The sequence below is a fragment of the Mesorhizobium sp. HAY1-8B genome (assembly GCF_056868045.1).
Genome location: NZ_CP200321.1, coordinates 2540841 through 2558943, shown reverse-complemented (window position 1 = coordinate 2558943; position 18103 = coordinate 2540841). Strand labels below are relative to the sequence as shown.

The window sequence follows — 18103 nt, the reverse complement described above, 5'->3', positions numbered from 1 at the left end:
ATTTCAGTTCGCTGGAGCGAGCCAGGTGTAGTGGCCATCGCCCCTCGCGTCGGTCCAAAGCGGCAGCGCGGCTCCGACGATCGAGCGCGCCGGGAACGGGCCGAAATAGCGGCCGTCGAGACTGTCTTCGACTGCTCGGTTCATGACGAAAATTTCGTCGTCGGCGATGACGCGGCAGCCCTGCCATTCCGGCAGCGCGCGCCCCTTGCGGTCGCGCTCCAGTGCAGCACCCAACGCGAGCCCGTTCACCGTGATGACGCGACCGAGGCGGCAGACTTGGCTCCCGGGAAGTCCCTCGATGTGCTTCAGCATCGGCACGCCGAGCGGAAGGTAGCCACGCCTGGCGGCGAACCGGGCGACCTTGTCTGGCGGTGCGAGGACAGCGAGCGCGCCAGCCGTCGGAACGGCCATTTTCCTGATCGCATAGAGCCCAAGCGGCGCGCTGGCCGACGCGTTCCACAAAAGCAGCGGCGGCATCTCGAAGACAGCCGGAGCGACCGTCGCGACGACGGCCGCAAGTGCTGCGACCATGCAAGTGGCGCGGCTCATGAGGTCACCCTCTTGCGCAACAGAAAGGCCCGGTGCTGGTCGAGCGAATAGGCACGCGGCGTTGCGCCGGCGAGCAGACGGTTGTGGGTCTGACGCCAATAGTCTGGTGCGGCCTCGACCGGATCGAGGCCGATCGCCTCGATCGCATCGATCAGGTGGAGCACCCGCTCAACCTTGTCCCAGCCTGCGATCTTGAGCAGGATCTCACCGCCTGGCCGGATGTAAGGCAGCGTCTGATAAGGCTCGCTGCGCAAGACCGCGCGCACGATGTCGATGCGCGAAACGACAGTGCCAAAGTCATTCGCCGCCCAGCGCACGAACGCAAAGACACTGCCTGGCGCAAATCCGACGACGCGCCGCCGCTGGTCGATGATCGTCTCATGGGATGGACGTCCGAAGCGGATGCGATGCCCGATCCGCTTCTCGATCCAGATCAGCTCGACCGTCGTGAGGTCGCCGCGCGGTGTCGATGGAGGAGACGACGTCATGTGTCGTCTCCCTCGCGCCGGCAAACGCGGCGCCGCTTCTGCTCCCCACCGCCAGACCATCGCTCGCGCGCAAGATTGTTAGATTGAGAGTTAGACTCTAAGTTAAGGGCGCGATTTTCTGTTGCGGGCCGGTCCCTTAAGGGCGATCGTGGTTCCCGAAAGCACGAGGACGCGGTTCCCGATGGCACGACAGTTCGGGTTCCCGATGGCACGATCCTGTCAACTGGCGCCGGCGCAGGTTCGAAAGCCAGCAGCACGCGACCGCTGGCTTCGACCTCCGTGAACAGCAGATATCCCGGCAAAGGTTGGCGGCGCACGATGTCACGCAGCTCGAAGGCGAAGCGCTTGAGCGGCGAGAGGCTGCCGGACTTCTGATGCAGGTGCCGGATGTCGAAACGCCAACCAGCGCGCTGGCGTCCGCCATGCTTGCGCACCAGCCGATAGAGCCACCGATCCAGGCCGCCCGTCAGTCCGAAATAGGCACGGTCAATCGTCAGGATGAGCGCATCGTCGATAACGGCGCGATAGAACCAATCCGGCAAAATCAATTCGACGCCGAGCGGGCGGCCGTTTCGATCGAAGCGCTCCTGCCATTCATTGATCCACGAGAAGCGATGGCGCCGGCCTTCGGCGGGTTGGCGAATGGAGGTGACGACGCTTGTCGACTGCAGGCGGTCGAGCGCCGCCTTGAGGCGCAGATAGTCTCGCTTCGAGACACCGCGGCCGACGAAGGTGAGCATTTCGTATGGCGTCGCGGCCATCAGGCGCGACGTGCGCAATCCGGCGTCCCGCGCGCTGACGATCTGGCTCGCGGCCCAGATCAGGATATCGGCATCCCAGATCGTCGCCATGCCGTGGTCGGGCATCGCTTCGACACGGATCGCGACATCGCCGGCGCGAAAGTCGATCGGCGCGATGCGCCTGGATTTGGCAAGCGAGAAGAAGGGATAGGCCATGAGGTCCTGCGCATCGCGTGGCGCGACGACACCGGGCAGCGCATGGAACAGATCAAGCTGTCCGCGCTCCGACGGCTGGCGAGGTCGTGCCGACATAAGGGAGATGAGCCGCGTCAGCGCCTCTCGCGCCCGGCATAGGCGATCAGGCGGGCGGCTTGAGGCTTGGCGGGCAGCACAGAGCCATGCGGATCGGATGTCGAGGTCATGGCGCCGCGCTGGGCCCAGGCTAGGAGGTCGTCGACGGCGTAGACGACGCGGCCGCCAAGTTTTCGATAGGCAGGCCCGGTGCCGTAGGTGCGGTGTTTCTCCAGCGTACGCGCCGAAAGACTGAGGAAATGCGCTGCTTCCGAAGTGCGCAGGTAGCGCGGCGGCAATGGCGCGGCGTCGGTATTCATGGAGTGTCTCCTTGCGGCCGTCGCGATTGAACGGCGATCCATGGCCAGGATGGAGGAGCGTGGGGACGGTGATCAGGTGCGCAATTGCGGGGCCCTATTTCGCACCGCCAAGAGGCCTTCAGGCAATGGCGCCGGCGCGCGCAGCAATTGTGATAGCCGCGCTCGACCATCTTCGCGCATCAAGCAACGAATCTGATGACAGGAAGCCCGGTGATGGCAGCCCGCGGCGCGCAAAGCTTCCGCGTCACCGGCAGAAGACGCCTCGCCCGGTACGGGCGAGGCGTTGGCCAGTTCACTCGCCGTTGCGGCGGTTAGGGCGGGACCAGATGAGGCTGTGGCCCTCGCCTTCCTCGTCGGCGAAGAGGTTGGCGTAGATCGGAGCGGTGAAGCTCGGATCGTCCAGCTTGAGCCCGAGATAGTCGCGGCCCTCGTTGGAGCGCTTGGACCAGGCGGCGCCGATTTCGGCCTTGCCGACCACCACGCGGTGGCTTGGAGCGTTCTCGCCGCTGGCCCGGGTGTCGGGGACGATGCGCACGCCCTTGGCCTGGACGCTGAGGGTGACGATCTCGCCGGTGAACTCGTTCGCATTGGTCTTCTTGAAAGTGCCGATGGTAGCCATTTTCAGTCTCCGTTTTTCGTTTCCGAGCCCGCACCATGCGACCTCGACGGCGATCGTGAGGCCGAAGGCGACCGCCGCCGCATCGCTTGCGGCCGCAGCGAAGCGGAGGATGGCGCCGGCGCGCGTTTCTTGGTTGCGCGAGGAATGGGCTTTGCCCAGGGGAAGAAACGCGCGACGCGCCATTGCGGCATAGGCGGTCGAGGCTTCAGCCGTCCTTCGGCCAGATCAGCCCGTTCGAGAGGTCGTTGGGGTGCTCTGCGAAATGAGAGACGGAGGCAATGGCGGCATCGGTGGCTCAGAGACAAAGCGGATTGGTTCGCCAGGACGTCAGCCTACAATGGCTTGCCCCGCATCAATGCGTTTGCCCATCCGGTGCCAAGCGCATACGTCAGCACACTACGAAGGTCCTGTTTGGGGCCGGAAGCAGACTGGCAGCTTCGGGCCTCCAAGAAGCGACTACGGACATTCAAATGGGGGTCCCGGCAACCTAGATGTTGCCGACGACTCTTCATGGCCACTACTGGCGGGCATTCCGATGCTTCCGCCTTTTACGCCCCTATTTGCTATGGTCGAGAAGGCGTCGCTACCGCTCCACGAACGCTCGATTGAACGAGTCCAATATCGGCCTGACCAGATATTCGAAGAATGTCCGATCACCGGTGCTGATGAAGGCCTCGACCGGCATGCCAGGGTAGAGTTGTTCCGCGGTGACAGGGATGGGAAGGTCGTCGGTGATCCGCAGCTTGGCCCGATAGTAGGGCTCGTGCGTGTTTTCATCCATCAAACGGTCAGCCGATACGTTGATGACCGTTGCGGCCACGTCCGGGGTGAGGCGCGTGTTGAGGGCCGTCAGTTTGAGCCTCGCGGATTGTCCAGCATGGACCGAGTCGATGTCTCGCGGGCTGAGTTTCGCCTCGACGATCAGATTGGAACCGGTGGGCAGGATCTCGATAACCTTCTCGCCGGGTGCAACGACAGCTCCCGGCGAACTGTAGACGGCCGAGACGATGATCCCGTCGGTTGGGGAGCGAATAGTCGTCCTCGACAGGATCGCTTGCGCGGCGGCGAGCTGTTCTTCGATGTCCGCCAGCGATGTCCGCGTCTCTGACAGTTCGCTGACTGCCTGCTCGACCCGTTGGGTCTTGCTGCGCTCGATCTGTTCCTTGGCCTCGACGACCTGGCTGCGTGTTGATGCGAGTTCAGACTCAATCGACCCCGCTTGGCCGATGAGATCTGCCTGGTTGCGCTGAATCTGGGTGTACTCGAAGTGGTTTGTCAGGCCTTGGTCGACCAGTGCCTTCTTGCGCCTGAGTTCGTCGGCAACGATCGTCAACTGGCTCTCGATCGCCTTTCGCTGCGCTGATAGGCCCACCAGGGATTCCCGCAGCGTCGAGACGCGCTGGTTGAGGATGTCTTGCTCCGAGTTGAAGCGGCTCAGCCGCGCGACAAACTCTTTGCGCTGCTCCTCAATAAGATTGGAAAGGTCTCTGTCGTCAGCGCTTTGTCGCAGGCTCTCGGACAGTTCAAGAGCTGTGGCGCCATCGCGTTCAGAGACTAGGCGTTGGGCCTTGGCCGATAGGGAAACAAACTGCTTGGACAGACGGTTGACCTGGGTTTTGGCCGTGGTGTCATCAAGCAGAATCAATTCCTGGCCTGCTTTCACGCGGTCACCTTCCTCGATCAACGTTTGGCGGATGATCCCGCCTTCCAGGTGTTGGATTCTCACGTTACGGCCGGACGCGGAAATTGCGCCGTGGGCTACGGCAGCTCCAGACAGCGGAGCCGTCGCGGCCCAAAAGCCGAAGCACCCCACGAGCAAGGCTATGGCGCCGTACCCGGCTAGCGCGACTGTGGCCGTGTGCGACCGGATTCTTTTTTCCCATTCGAAGACAGCCGTCGCCATGGCCTAACCTTGTTTCGTGCTGAGCGGTCCGTTCCAGCGTCCGCTGCCTTGACTGGCCGTGCTGAAGGAAGCCACGTGCGGTTTCCCATTGAGCTCCACTTGCTGCACTGGTCGCTTCGGTGTTGCGCCCCCGGCGAGCTGGTTGAGGACGTCGCCGCTGGGACCGAGCATCTCGATGACGCCATTGCGAAGCAGCAACGCCCGATCGCAAGTCGCAGCCAAGGAAAGCCGGTGGGTAACAACCACGGTCGTCGTTCCGGCCTGGCGCGCCTCCGTCAGTGCTCTTCCCAGCGCCTGCTCACCCTCCTGATCGAGGTTGGCGTTGGGTTCGTCGAGGACCAGGATCCGCGGGTTGCCGTAGAATGCGCGTGCAAGACCGACACGCTGTCGTTCGCCGCCGGACAGCGCGCCGTTCGAGGCGCCGAGCGGTGTTTGGTATCCCTCGCGCTGCGCAAGGATCAACTCATGCGCCTGGGCTCGCTTGGCGGCTTCGACGACCGCTTCGTCGGCAGCATTGGGATCGAAGCGGGCAAGGTTCTGGGCGATTGTGCCTGGCAGCAACTGGATGTCTTGGGCGAGATAGCCGATGGAGCGTCCAAGCTGGGCTTCGTCCCATGTCCGTAGGTCGGCCCCGTCCATCTCTATCGTACCGGAGTTGGGAAAAACCGCTCCTACGAGGAGCCGCGCCAGGGTCGATTTGCCAGCTCGGCTCGGACCGATGATGGCGATCGCCTCACCCGCGCGGATCTCGAAATTCAGCCGTTTGATGACCGGCTCGGCTCCGGGCACCGATCCGGGCGGTACATACACAAGGTCGCGCACGGTCAGCCGGCCCGATGGAGCGGGAAGCTGGATTCTCGCCGGGGCCCTTTCGGCGCTATCGGGCAAGATCTTCTTGAGGCGAAACCAGGCTTGCCGCGCGTCGATGATCTGACGCCAGCCACCAATCAATTGGTCGAGGGGCTGCAGGGCGCGGCCAGAAATAATGGACGATGCGAAGATCATGCCGGCGGTCATTTTGCCCTGCAGGACCAGCCAGGCTCCGAGCCCGAGGATGGCAAGCTGCAGCAACATGCGCGTGGATCGTGAGATGCCGCTGAACACTGCGCTGGTAGCGGCTGCGCGGTCCTGGGTCTCCAGCGCATCGCCAAAGCTCTTGCCCCAGACTTCGGTGATATTTCCATTCATGCCCATGGCGCGCGCTGTCTCTGCATTTCGAACGAATGCCTGGGCCGTGAGGTTGGCCCTGGCGGAGTGCTCGGAGGCCTTTGCGGAGTTCTTGCTGTTGGCGATCTGGGTCAGAACAACCAAGATCAGCATGATTGCGGCGCCAAGGATGGTGAGAAGGCTGAGATACGGATTGATCAACGCCAAAAGCACGATGAACAGCGGCACGAATGGCAGGTCGAAAAGCGTGCTGAGCCCGCGGGAGGCAACGAAAGCACGGACTGTCCCGAGTTCCCGCAAAGCCTGAATATCGCCGGCGTCCGCACGAGGGGAGCGCAATGATGCCGCAAAAGCGCTCGATGCGAACTTCCGGTCGAGGTTCGCGGCAACCCGCTGCGAGTAGACGGAGCGGACCACCTCGAACAGCCCGAGAAAAGCCAGAGCGAGAACCGCCATAATGGACAGATAGACAAGTGTGTCGACATTGGCCGCCGGCAGCACCCGGTCATAGACCTGTATCATGAACAGCGGCATCACCAGCAACAGCACGTTGATGATCACTGAGAAGAGCCCGATGTCGAAGATGCTCTTGGCGAATGAAGCCGTGGTGCCCTGTTTGCCCAATGTGTCCCAGCCCTAGCGAAAGTTTGCCGCGAGGCGCCCAGACGGCGCCGCGAGGTCGAGACGGCGCCGGTTAGCGGCGCCGTCTTTGTTGATCAGACCAGTCCACCGATGGGTTCGGAATCGAACCAGAAGTCGCCTGGGCTGTGGTTTGCGGCGGCGATGATATCGCTTAGCGAAAGGGCAGCCGTGCCGTTGAACTGGATGTATTCGACATTGGTGAACTCGATCGTCTCGGACTGGCTCGGGTTGCTGTCGTTGTAAATCCAGAAGGAACTGCCGTTGCCCTGGATGCGGTAGTCCTGGATGTCGCCGTTGAAGACGATGATGTCATCGCCGCCCTTGCCGTCGATATAGGGTCCGTTGCCGGCGCTATAATTGACGGTGTCGTTGAAGCGCGAGCCACCGAAAGAGCCGCCAGCGCCGACGGACGTGGAAACGCCTTGATTGTTGCCGGGATCGTAAGCCTGCCCGACATGGATGACGCCGAAGCCCGGAACGTCGGTCTTGACCTGGTCGCCATTGTCCGGGTCGGTCAGGGCATAGGTAAACCAGTCGGCCCCGGTGAAGCCGGCGTCAGGCGTGTAGACGTAATCAGTTCCGTTGAAGCCGATGGTTCCGTGCTGTGGTTGATCCCAGACGGCGGCGTTGTAATGCGCCCCGGTGGGGATGGTGTCATTGCCGGTCATGTTGAGCACCACAGCCGTTCCGGCCGTCGTCCAGTAGCGATCGTCGTTGGCCACCCAGGCACTGCCGTTGGCGTGCGGGACATTGATCGGCCTCGAATCCGGCCAGACATCACCCGGCTCGTGGCCGGCGGCGGTGATGATGTCCGATAGCGCAATCTTGCCGGTGTCGGCGAACTTCAGCTGCTCGAAATTGGTGATCTCGATCACGTCCACGGCTGAATTGGCCGAGTTGTAGACCCAGAAATGGTCGTCATTGCCCTGGAGGCGGTAGTCGGCGACATCGCCCGAGAAGACCATGGTGTCGTCGCCGCCCTTGCCGTCGGCGAAGGACGTGTTGCCGCCGGTAAACAGGGCCGTGTCGTCGAAGCTCGAGCCGCCGAAATAGGTCGAGTTTCCGGTGCCGACCGATCCGGTGACACCGGTGTGGTCATTGGGATCGACCGTCTGGCCGACATGCACGATGGCGACGCCGGGATTGTCGGGTGTCATGTTCTGATCGTTGTTGTCGGCATCGAACAGCCCATAATAGAACCAATCGACGCCGGTGAACCCGGCATCGGGCTCATACGTGTAGCCGGTGCCGTTCCAGTACACATATCCGTGGTCGGGCTGCTCGTAGATATAGGCGTTGTAGTTGGCGCCGCCGGGGATCGTGTCGTTCGCCGTGATGTCGACCACGGTCGACGTCTCAAAACCGGTCCAGAAACGGTCGTCGGCGGCAGTCCAGGAATGGCCGTCGTCAACGAGCCCCTCGAGGTACTCGCGCGTCCAATTGACGCCACCACCGAAGCTGACCGACTCGATCCCGTCGCCAGCAAACTGATTGGTGATCGTGATGTGCTCACCGCCATCAAAGCTCAGCACAATGTCGTCGCCTGTTCGGGCCGCTGTTACCTCTGCTGGCAGAATGCCCACGCCCAGATGGAGAGCATCGGTATCACCTGAAACGCCATGGTCGCCAATCAGGTCGTTCCCGTCGCCCAGATTCCAAATGTACGTATCGCTGCCGCTCCCTCCCTGAAGCACATCGTTCCCACCCTTGCCTTCGAGCACATCATTGCCCGAAGCGCCACCAGACAAGACATTCGCATTGACATCGCCCGAGACCGTGTCGTCCCCACTGCCACCGATCACATTCTCGATGTTGATGAGCGTGTCTTGGTCAATGTCTACGCCCGCCGCCGTGCCGACCGCCAAGTCGACGGTGACCGCATGAGTCGCTGACGTGAACAAGATCGTATCGATGTCGGCACCACCGTCGTAGTGATCGAAGCCCCTGCCTGATGCCGCAATGATCCTGTCGTCACCAGCACCCATCGACACCGTATCGTCGCCGTCGCCAGGATGGGTCTCGTCACGGCCTGACGTTCCAACGATATTGTCGTCATCGGGAGTGCTCGGAATGCGATGGACGGGATCGACGGGATGCATAGGGTCATCAGGATCGCCCGGCCCGCTCGGCCCAGTTATATCGATATACTCTCCATAATTGTTGATCGCAGCAACGGCTTGAGCAACGCGGGGATCGTCGAAATTACTCTCCGGCGTTAAACTGTCATCGAGTGAAATGACATTCCCTTCGACGTCACTGAGCGTGATGCCAAGATCACCGGCTTGGTAATCTTTCACGATGATATAGGAGGTGTCGTACGGATAATTTCCAATCGGATAGTAGGGTCCATCCACCGAGTAAAAATTGACCTCGACCACGAGGTCACCCTCGGCAATGGCATTTTCGCCGTCAAACGCATTTATGTAGGATAGGTACTGATCGAGATAATAGTCTTTATTCGTGTCGTACAAATGATATGTAATTGTGTAGTAAGGCTTGTAAAATATCGTATCTATAACGTCTATGCCGTTAAAAACTTGATGATCGGACGAAAGGCCCGCATATTCGTCAAAATAATGATCGACAACATCCTCTGCAGGGCCGTCCATGCCGGAATAGGGCCTGAATGCTCGAAGCGTTTGATTTGTGTGATGCCATCCGGCGATTCCACCCATAATGGGAATGAGGAAATTTTCGGCGTCATTTATCCCTTTCCCGTAAGAAACGTCATCGAGATAATCTTCCTGCATTGTCTTTTGAATATCGATCAGAGACGCTTGGAAACCCATTCGGTCGTCGGCCTCGGCGCCAAAGATGAAGTCGATGCCTTGTCCGACCGCAAACGTATCGTCACCTTCGCCGCCCTCAAGTATATTGATCCCGGCCCCTCCGATCAGGATATCCTTGCCGTCACCCCCTCTGATGACATCATTGCCGGCGTCGCCAAAGAGCTTGTCATCCCCTCCCTTGCCCCAAATGATGTCGTCACCTTCACCGCCTTTGAGAAGGTCTATGCCGAAAGTCAAACCCAGCAGGGAGGCGTCGCGCCCGAAAATCGCATCATTGCCCTTGCCCCCGTCAAGCTCTTCGCTAGAGGTGCTTTGCAGCGTATCGTTTCCATCCGAGCCTGCGGCCCGCCATATCGACCTGTCAGGGTCATTCTCGGTGATAGGAAGCGGCGGCTGTTCGTCTCCGTTGAAACTTCCGGTATGGCTTTCATTTGAATGCCCCGGATCAACATCACCATAGGCGCTGGGCCATATCTTCTCCGCAATTCGATCAGCGATAATATGGGAAAAGAGTTGCCCTTCAGTCAGAATGGATTCCATGCCTTGGAGGCTGATATTCAGCGCGGTCGCAAGGGCGTTTCCCGTAGCCTCGACGAGAGTATCGTTGTAGTCGTGCAGGAAAGCGCCCTGGACGTGCCCGTCGGCGCCCACATAGATTTGAAATCCATTAGGCCCTTGAACGTATTGCCCGCCCGACATGTTGGATGGCTGCTTTTCGAACCTGTCATAGACAAGCGTTGCGAACACCGACAGCATGGCACCTGGCGTGAAGAGCGAATCCAAACGCGTCAAGGCACCGTCAACCGACGATTTTAAACGATGGGCGTCATCTTCTTCGCTGGAATCGGCCCATTTCGCCGAAAACGCCGCAGCGAACGCGGAGGCCATCTCACTTAGGACGTTGAGTGAGGCGTCGACTAGATTGCCAGGAAAGTAGTCGACAACGCCGCGATTTATCCAAGCCTGTCGGGCGCTATCGAAGAAATCCAAATTCTCCAGAAAGCCGGCATTATCGGGCAAGCGAAGCTCGATCCTCGAATATGCGCTTTCCGCAATCTCTTGAGAGAGCAGATAGATACCCGGATAGCGCCCGTCCTCAGTTCCGGGACCTATGTCTTCCTGACCAAGTCGGTTTGCGCCAAACGCCGCCCCGCCGACCGAACCGGAGAACGTTGCGATGCGCGCCTGCAGGGACGCTTCTTCGCTGTTGGTCATAGCATTGTAGGTGAGGTAAAATCCGCCGCGGTCATGTGCCTTCAGATTACTGTCCAACAAATCCATTTCGAGCGAAGTCAGCTGTAAATTGCCGTCTGCCGAAAGCGCCGGTAATTTCATTGTCATTAGCCGCTCCTGAGAGATTAGAATTCGATTTTGTCGCGTTTTGTCGTGTATTGATCCAGGTAGCGCCGCACCACTGCGCAGACATGCTCCGGGGATTTATAGAGATCTAACGTGGCAGAGACGCTGACATCCCAGCCGTCGACCGGCATTTGAATCTTGCACATATAGTTGCTGTCGGTGCATGGAATATCCGGCGACTGGCTCCCTATCGCTTCACTGCGCCGCTCTTGTGGTATGCACCCACCCGCGCGGACGAGCCCGGGATGGGACGGGAAGTTGGTGATATAGATGACCATTGCGCGGCTGCGGCGAAGTTCTTTCGCCACTTTAGTCGTGGCAATGAGCGTTTCATCATCTGTCGATAAATTGGCCGCTAGGTTAGCACCGAAGAACGTCTCTCCTCCGCTTTTCGAATCATTGATTGAGCCGTTGGAGCCAAGCTTGTCAAAAACAAAGGCTCGCGGCGGGGCCAATATCCATTCGCTTACTTTAGGCATGTCATTGGCTTTGTCGGCGCGACGATTTCGGAACTGCAAGTCGTAGGGTTCATCGCTCGTTGAGGGCGCCATCGATACGCCGGGCCAAATGTGCCTCATGACATCAAGCGCATCGCTCATCACAATGGCCACCCCAAACACACACACCAACCCGATAGACCCGAGCACCGCCATCACCAGCGGAGTCCTGGATCCTGCCTGCCCTAACTTCACCGCGGCCCCTCTTCAAAGACGTAACCGAACCCATCACTTGCGGAATTTCGTCAAATCGACGAGGTGCAAAGAGTTATGTAATGGAATGCTAATTTAGATAGATGAGTTTAACGTATTAGAGTTATTCACCATCGCTGCTCAGGTTAGAAAGGTCAATGTCTTGGCAGTATGAATCGCAATTCCTGACTATTTACTTCATGCAATTGACTAAACAATACGTTGATGATCACTGAGAAGAGCCCGATGTCGAAGATGCTCTTGGCGAATGAAGCCGTGGTGCCCTGTTTGCCCAATGTGTCCCAGCCCTAGCGAAAGTTTGCCGCGAGGCGCCCAGACGGCGCCGCGAGGTCGAGACGGCGCCGGTTAGCGGCGCCGTCTTTGTTGATCAGACCAGTCCACCGATGGGTTCGGAATCGAACCAGAAGTCGCCTGGGCTGTGGTTTGCGGCGGCGATGATATCGCTTAGCGAAAGGGCAGCCGTGCCGTTGAACTGGATGTATTCGACATTGGTGAACTCGATCGTCTCGGACTGGCTCGGGTTGCTGTCGTTGTAAATCCAGAAGGAACTGCCGTTGCCCTGGATGCGGTAGTCCTGGATGTCGCCGTTGAAGACGATGATGTCATCGCCGCCCTTGCCGTCGATATAGGGTCCGTTGCCGGCGCTATAATTGACGGTGTCGTTGAAGCGCGAGCCACCGAAAGAGCCGCCAGCGCCGACGGACGTGGAAACGCCTTGATTGTTGCCGGGATCGTAAGCCTGCCCGACATGGATGACGCCGAAGCCCGGAACGTCGGTCTTGACCTGGTCGCCATTGTCCGGGTCGGTCAGGGCATAGGTAAACCAGTCGGCCCCGGTGAAGCCGGCGTCAGGCGTGTAGACGTAATCAGTTCCGTTGAAGCCGATGGTTCCGTGCTGTGGTTGATCCCAGACGGCGGCGTTGTAATGCGCCCCGGTGGGGATGGTGTCATTGCCGGTCATGTTGAGCACCACAGCCGTTCCGGCCGTCGTCCAGTAGCGATCGTCGTTGGCCACCCAGGCACTGCCGTTGGCGTGCGGGACATTGATCGGCCTCGAATCCGGCCAGACATCACCCGGCTCGTGGCCGGCGGCGGTGATGATGTCCGATAGCGCAATCTTGCCGGTGTCGGCGAACTTCAGCTGCTCGAAATTGGTGATCTCGATCACGTCCACGGCTGAATTGGCCGAGTTGTAGACCCAGAAATGGTCGTCATTGCCCTGGAGGCGGTAGTCGGCGACATCGCCCGAGAAGACCATGGTGTCGTCGCCGCCCTTGCCGTCGGCGAAGGACGTGTTGCCGCCGGTAAACAGGGCCGTGTCGTCGAAGCTCGAGCCGCCGAAATAGGTCGAGTTTCCGGTGCCGACCGATCCGGTGACACCGGTGTGGTCATTGGGATCGACCGTCTGGCCGACATGCACGATGGCGACGCCGGGATTGTCGGGTGTCATGTTCTGATCGTTGTTGTCGGCATCGAACAGCCCATAATAGAACCAATCGACGCCGGTGAACCCGGCATCGGGCTCATACGTGTAGCCGGTGCCGTTCCAGTACACATATCCGTGGTCGGGCTGCTCGTAGATATAGGCGTTGTAGTTGGCGCCGCCGGGGATCGTGTCGTTCGCCGTGATGTCGACCACGGTCGACGTCTCAAAACCGGTCCAGAAACGGTCGTCGGCGGCAGTCCAATCGGTCGATGGCTCGCCGCCAATGGGGTCATCGGGATCCGTGATATCATACAGACCATCGTTGAAGTGGAGCAATTCAACGTTCGTGAGATGGTCCGTCTCGCTTCCGGTCGATACTGTATACAGCCCGTTCCCCAGGGCAGCTATCGTGACGGCCGATCTGCTCAGATCATAGAATGCAGTATCAATTCCATCACCACCGTCGAGGCGGTCGTTACCGCCGCCTCCGGTCAGCGCATCAACATCGGTACCACCGGCAAGCAAGTCTTGGCCGTCGCCGCCGCCGAGCGTATCGGAGCCATCGCCGCCGAACAGCTGGTCGTCACCCTGGTTTCCCTGCAAAGCGTCGGAGCCGTTGCCGCCGAAAATGACGTCAGCGCCACCGTCGCCATTGACCTGGTCATTGCCGTCGCCGGCAACGACGATATCGTTGCCGTCCAAGGCGCTGACCTGATCATCGTCATGAGTTCCTTGCAGTTGGTCATCATGGATGGTCGGCTGCTGCGGATCAGGCGGCGGAGACGGAGGAGGAACAGCCGGCCCGCCTGCGCCCAGTTGGAAGTCGCTCAAATCGATCGCGTATTTTGAGCCGTTGTCAAAGTGCACATCCTTCAGGCTGGCGCTATCATCCGTCGTCGTTTCAGTCGACAAAACACCGCTGGTGGGAATTGGCGTCCAAAATGACGTGCTCAATGTTCCGTCGGCGTTGAGATGGTAGTCGCGAACCAACGCGTTCGTCATGTCGATCGAGTATTGCGTCGTCACCGTGACCGAATGGAATTGAGGCGCATTGCCATTGAAATTGAACCCGGCGGCATCATTTACGAAACCCGCGAATGACAGTGTGCGTCCCTCGTCGCCGATCTGGCCGACGGTCACTTCATTGTAGTACTTGCCAAACTCGAAAATGCTGCCCTCGGTGGTAGCTTCTCCTATGACCTGGAATGTGGAAGTGCTTCCAAATAGATACTGCGATGATGAGATGAACTCACTGTAGGTTAAATCCTCATTCGTTTCGACAACAACCGTCGGCGCATAGACATCGCGATCGTAAAAATCATTGTGATACCAGAACTGGACGTTTCCAGTTTCACTACCGATATAGTTCTCTGTCGAAGAAGTGACGTTGATATCCGTGACAAGCAAACCCTTGTGGTAGAATTTATCCGATGCGTCCGGGTTGATCACGACATAGTCTACCGGCTCGGACAAGCCCTCTGAAAGCATGGATTTCAGAGCCCCAATGTCCAGGTTCTCAAGCAGCTCCGTACCGATGCTGTCGGCATAGACGAACAGAACGTTCCCGCCATCTTCGAAATAGAATGAATCGCTTCCATCCCCTCCCCACAGAACCTGGGTAGAACCGCCGGCTGGCCCCTCGCGCTCTCCCAGATAAAAGGTGTCATTGCCGCTGTTGCCGATCAGGATGTCGTTGCCGCCGCGGGCCACGATCGTATCGTCGCCCTGCCCGCCGACCAGAATGTCGGATGCATCGTCCGCGCCGCCGTAGAGATCCCCCGGCGCAGTAGCGGCATCGCCTGCCGTCAACGTGTCGTTGTCGGCTCCGCCCTTGACGACGTCGTTGCCGGCGCCACCGGTTAAAGTGTCAACGCCGGCCTGCCCATAAAGGATATCCGCGCCCTCGTTGCCGAGCAGCGTATCGTCTCCTCCGGCTCCGAAGATCGCGTCATCGCCCTGCCCGCCCGAGATCGTGTCGGCACCACCAAATCCCAACGTCGTGTCGGTCCCGAACAAGACGTCCGCACCGGACGTGGCCGTGTGGTTCAACGTCCCATGCACGGCTTGGTCGAAGACATTCTCCTGGGCTTCGGTATTGCGATCGCCGTCATAAGTGCCAAAAACGGTCAACTCGGTGAGCGACGTCCAGTCGTTGCCAGCGGGAACAAAAGGCTCGAACAATGCGTCCAGCGCGGAATACAATGAGTTCAATCCGGGCACGCTGAGCACGGTGGACAGGAAAGGCGATGCGAGTTCCAGCAACATTTCAGAGTAGGTTTGAGAGCCGAGCAGACCAAGGTCGCTCACCGCAACCGTTTTTCCGGTGGCCTCGTTTACTGCATATTCGAACTGGCCATCAATGGATGTAACCGTGCGATAGCCACTGAGGTTGCTGTAATCGGACACGTCCTTTCCCAGGGATTGCGTTGTCGCGCCGACAAACAGGGTCGTAAGTGCAGCCGAACGGACACCGGCGTGGCTGCCATTCCCGGCCGAAATGAAATCGAGAAGGTCAAGCCGCGTAAACTCCTGCTCATTTTGAATCTTACCCTGGACGACAAGCACAAGGTCGAGCACCGCCGCGACAGCTTCGGCGACGGGCTGCCCTCCACTATCAAGTAACGAAAGCAAATTTCCTGGAAAATGCGGGGCCTCACCGGCCTCGGACCAGGCCTGAACTGCGGATTCAAAGAAATACCGGCTCGTCAGGAGCCCGCCGGCGCCGCCCTCTCCCGTCTCGACACGCTGCATATAGTCGTGCGCCGACTCAGCGACCTGCTGCGACAGAAAGTAGATACCGCTATAAACCGAATTCCCCAGGCTCTCCTGCAGCACCACATTTGAAAGAAATGCAATGGCGCCGACATCGTCGCTGAAGGAGGCGACCTTGGTTTGCAGCGCGGCCTCATCCGCGCCGGATCCCACATGATCCTCGACACTGCTCGCCATCGCATAGTAGGTCGAATAGAAGCCACCCCGATCTCCGGCAGAAAGCATTTTGCTTAGATAAGAGTGCTCCACGGAAGAAATCGCCAGCCCTTCTTCCAGCAATTCCAAGTCATGATTCGTAGCCATGCATCACTCCTGATCTGGTTGGGGGGCTGATGGTGGGATTGTCTCGGCGACAATCTTGGATTGAAGCCACGTAGAGACACTTGGAATGATCTTGTCTATCTCGCACAAGCGGCGATAGTTGAAGGTCAGGCTATAGCGGACCCAGCCGTTGAATAGGCCCCCAACGGTGCATATGGGCTGGCCGGATGAGGGCTTGCAGGTAGCAAGCTGCCTGATCGCACCGGTATCGTCGAACTTCACAAACACATCGGACACATCAAAGGGAACTGGCGTCTGTGCCAGAGCGAGAGGGTTCAGCGTCCTATAGGTGCCGGGGTCTCTGAATTGCTCGAACCCGCAATAGTCGCGGCCGCCGTACAATACCGTGGCTTCACCGGACGGCCGGCCTTTAAGGCTATCGTATTGCGGATCGGCATGCTGCCGAGCCTTGTAGATTGCAGCGGGCGGTGGCGCCCAGCCGGTGCGGAATTTCCTTTGGGCGGCCATTTCGGCAAGGGATGTACTCGAGACGGTCGCCGTCATCTGGCGCTGCCGGGCCGATTCGGAACCGGGATTGTCGGCGGTCTCTGAAACTGACGCCTCTTCGGCGTATATCCGGACGGTCAGTGCAATCTTTGGGCCGGAGCCAGACGTGACGCTGTCAACAATGATGTTTCGATCTAGATCAAAGCTGATACTTGCGCCAGTTGATAAAACATCGATTTCTGTTGCGCTTTTTTCTTCAGATTTTGAATACTGATACAATGTAATCGGCGACGGATCTGACCATAAATCCTGGAATGACCGATAGCGCGTGAGTGTCTGCCACCCTGGCTCACCGCGGGAGACGGGCCACTTGCCCGATGCGAACGCAACGACAGGCCACTCCAGGCAGAGCATGGCGCAGACGGCCAAGCCTATAAGCGTCCTATGTCTCACCAGCCGCCATCCACAAGACCGCATTCGCGAAGCATGCGCAGAGCCAGCAGGGTCGGCCAGCGCCTCTACCGTAACCGCACCACCTCGACGCACATACAATCGTCAATGCCAGGCATGGTGCCCGACACCGCGAAATTCCCTGTCACTTTTCTGGGCTGAGGCGATAGTCGCCGCACTTTCCCCGCAGCGACATCGGTAACATACTCGTGATAGCCTGTTAAGAGCCGCCGAAGAAACAGTGCTAAAAAATTGGCACCCTATTCATAAGATCATACTAATTTACACTTTGATGTATTGTACACGCATTTATAGCGTTCGCTTAACGCAATAAACACCATACAGAATTCAAATATCGATGCGAGATTCGAAATGTCGAAGGAACCGACCGCGGTCATTGCATCCGTTGGTGCGGCTCATGCGCCCCTACAGGGGAAGTTGCCTGCCAGTCGACTGCAGGACATTCGACACAAATGAGGGTCCCGTTTTGCTGGATCATCACGACGCGCGACGTGTTCGCGTCTTGCTGACGCTGTCAGCTTTCAGGTGACGGCGGATGTTATGTTCAGGACCGATATAGGCGCAAAGCCGTCATTCGCTTCTGGGCGCCGGCTTGGAGACAGCGCATGACAACGCGGCCGGTGGCACTCGTCAGAGATTGCGCCTTCGCGCGCGCAGCAATTGGCGATAGCCGCGCTCGACCATTTTCAGGCCATCGCGCATGAGGCGATGCGTCTGGTAGCGGAAAGCCGAGTCATGCCAGTCGGCGGCGCTGACCAGCCGACGGCCGAACAAGGCGGTCGCGACTTCGAAATGCGATGCCTGCTCCTCCCGGCCATCGAGGCATCGCAGCATGTGGCCAAGGCGCCGGCGCTGGGCCGCAGTCAAGCGGGCGTCGCGAGCGCGCTGCCCGTAAATCGAGCGGATGAACCGCTCGATAGCCTGGAGCCGGTCGCAGGCCATGTCGTCGAGCGGGATGATTGCAGCCAGCGGTTCGCCTGGCTGCCCGTCGCCGTGAAGCGCCAGTTGCGTGCCGTCTGCCGAGGATCGCACGTGAAGGCCGACTTCGTCACGCTGACTCGCAGCCAGCGGAACGTCTAGGACACTGCC

General features: G+C 59.3%; 12 protein-coding genes. All 12 read right to left on the bottom strand.

Going from position 1 to position 18103, the window contains the following annotated elements; translation table 11 throughout:
- Nucleotides 1–3 precede the first annotated feature (3 nt).
- Nucleotides 4–549, bottom strand: a complete 546-nt coding sequence (locus AC1VON_RS12085; protein ID WP_483122484.1) for a S26 family signal peptidase — start codon at nucleotides 547–549, stop codon at nucleotides 4–6.
- Complete coding sequence (locus AC1VON_RS12080) at nucleotides 546–1037, bottom strand: DUF2840 domain-containing protein (protein WP_483122481.1); 492 nt, start codon at nucleotides 1035–1037, stop codon at nucleotides 546–548. The genes AC1VON_RS12085 and AC1VON_RS12080 overlap by 4 nt, the downstream gene beginning before the upstream one ends.
- Nucleotides 1034–2089, bottom strand: coding sequence for a replication initiator protein A (locus AC1VON_RS12075; RefSeq protein WP_483122478.1), 1056 nt, complete (start codon nucleotides 2087–2089; stop codon nucleotides 1034–1036). Before AC1VON_RS12075 ends, AC1VON_RS12080 begins: the two co-directional genes overlap by 4 nt.
- A gap of 17 nt (nucleotides 2090–2106) precedes the next feature.
- Nucleotides 2107–2388, bottom strand: a complete 282-nt coding sequence (locus AC1VON_RS12070) for a helix-turn-helix transcriptional regulator (protein WP_483122475.1) — start codon at nucleotides 2386–2388, stop codon at nucleotides 2107–2109.
- Nucleotides 2389–2680: 292 nt separating this feature from the next.
- The gene (locus AC1VON_RS12065; RefSeq protein ID WP_113190782.1) at nucleotides 2681–3007 is read right to left on the bottom strand and encodes a DUF736 domain-containing protein; all 327 of its coding nucleotides are present in this window, start codon (nucleotides 3005–3007) and stop codon (nucleotides 2681–2683) included.
- 583 nt (nucleotides 3008–3590) lie between these two features.
- Nucleotides 3591–4910: an HlyD family type I secretion periplasmic adaptor subunit gene (locus AC1VON_RS12060; RefSeq protein ID WP_483122470.1), complete on the bottom strand. Its 1320-nt coding sequence runs from the start codon at nucleotides 4908–4910 to the stop codon at nucleotides 3591–3593.
- A 3-nt stretch (nucleotides 4911–4913) separates the two neighbouring features.
- On the bottom strand, nucleotides 4914–6701 hold the full coding sequence (locus AC1VON_RS12055; protein WP_483122466.1) for a type I secretion system permease/ATPase: 1788 nt from the start codon (nucleotides 6699–6701) through the stop codon (nucleotides 4914–4916).
- 92 nt (nucleotides 6702–6793) lie between these two features.
- Entirely contained in the window at nucleotides 6794–10849 is a 4056-nt protein-coding gene (locus AC1VON_RS12050; RefSeq protein WP_483122462.1) for an Ig-like domain-containing protein, read from the bottom strand.
- 17 nt (nucleotides 10850–10866) lie between these two features.
- On the bottom strand, nucleotides 10867–11523 hold the full coding sequence (locus AC1VON_RS12045; RefSeq protein WP_483122457.1) for a hypothetical protein: 657 nt from the start codon (nucleotides 11521–11523) through the stop codon (nucleotides 10867–10869).
- Nucleotides 11524–11944: 421 nt separating this feature from the next.
- Nucleotides 11945–16078, bottom strand: a complete 4134-nt coding sequence (locus AC1VON_RS12040) for an Ig-like domain-containing protein (RefSeq protein ID WP_483122455.1) — start codon at nucleotides 16076–16078, stop codon at nucleotides 11945–11947.
- Nucleotides 16079–16081: 3 nt separating this feature from the next.
- Complete coding sequence (locus tag AC1VON_RS12035; RefSeq protein ID WP_483122453.1) at nucleotides 16082–16822, bottom strand: hypothetical protein; 741 nt, start codon at nucleotides 16820–16822, stop codon at nucleotides 16082–16084.
- 822 nt (nucleotides 16823–17644) lie between these two features.
- The gene (locus tag AC1VON_RS12030; protein WP_483122451.1) at nucleotides 17645–18046 is read right to left on the bottom strand and encodes a DUF2285 domain-containing protein; all 402 of its coding nucleotides are present in this window, start codon (nucleotides 18044–18046) and stop codon (nucleotides 17645–17647) included.
- Nucleotides 18047–18103 lie beyond the last annotated feature (57 nt).

What these genes read in the sequence shown, in the direction of transcription:
- AC1VON_RS12040 (WP_483122455.1), bottom strand. Translation starts at nt 16,078, where the DNA reads ATGGCTACGAATCATGACTTGGAATTGCTGGAAGAAGGGCTGGCGATT.
- AC1VON_RS12070 (WP_483122475.1), bottom strand. Translation starts at nt 2,388, where the DNA reads ATGAATACCGACGCCGCGCCATTGCCGCCGCGCTACCTGCGCACTTCG.
- AC1VON_RS12075 (WP_483122478.1), bottom strand. Translation starts at nt 2,089, where the DNA reads ATGTCGGCACGACCTCGCCAGCCGTCGGAGCGCGGACAGCTTGATCTG.
- AC1VON_RS12050 (WP_483122462.1), bottom strand. Translation starts at nt 10,849, where the DNA reads ATGACAATGAAATTACCGGCGCTTTCGGCAGACGGCAATTTACAGCTG.
- AC1VON_RS12080 (WP_483122481.1), bottom strand. Translation starts at nt 1,037, where the DNA reads ATGACGTCGTCTCCTCCATCGACACCGCGCGGCGACCTCACGACGGTC.
- AC1VON_RS12065 (WP_113190782.1), bottom strand. Translation starts at nt 3,007, where the DNA reads ATGGCTACCATCGGCACTTTCAAGAAGACCAATGCGAACGAGTTCACC.
- AC1VON_RS12085 (WP_483122484.1), bottom strand. Translation starts at nt 549, where the DNA reads ATGAGCCGCGCCACTTGCATGGTCGCAGCACTTGCGGCCGTCGTCGCG.
- AC1VON_RS12060 (WP_483122470.1), bottom strand. Translation starts at nt 4,910, where the DNA reads ATGGCGACGGCTGTCTTCGAATGGGAAAAAAGAATCCGGTCGCACACG.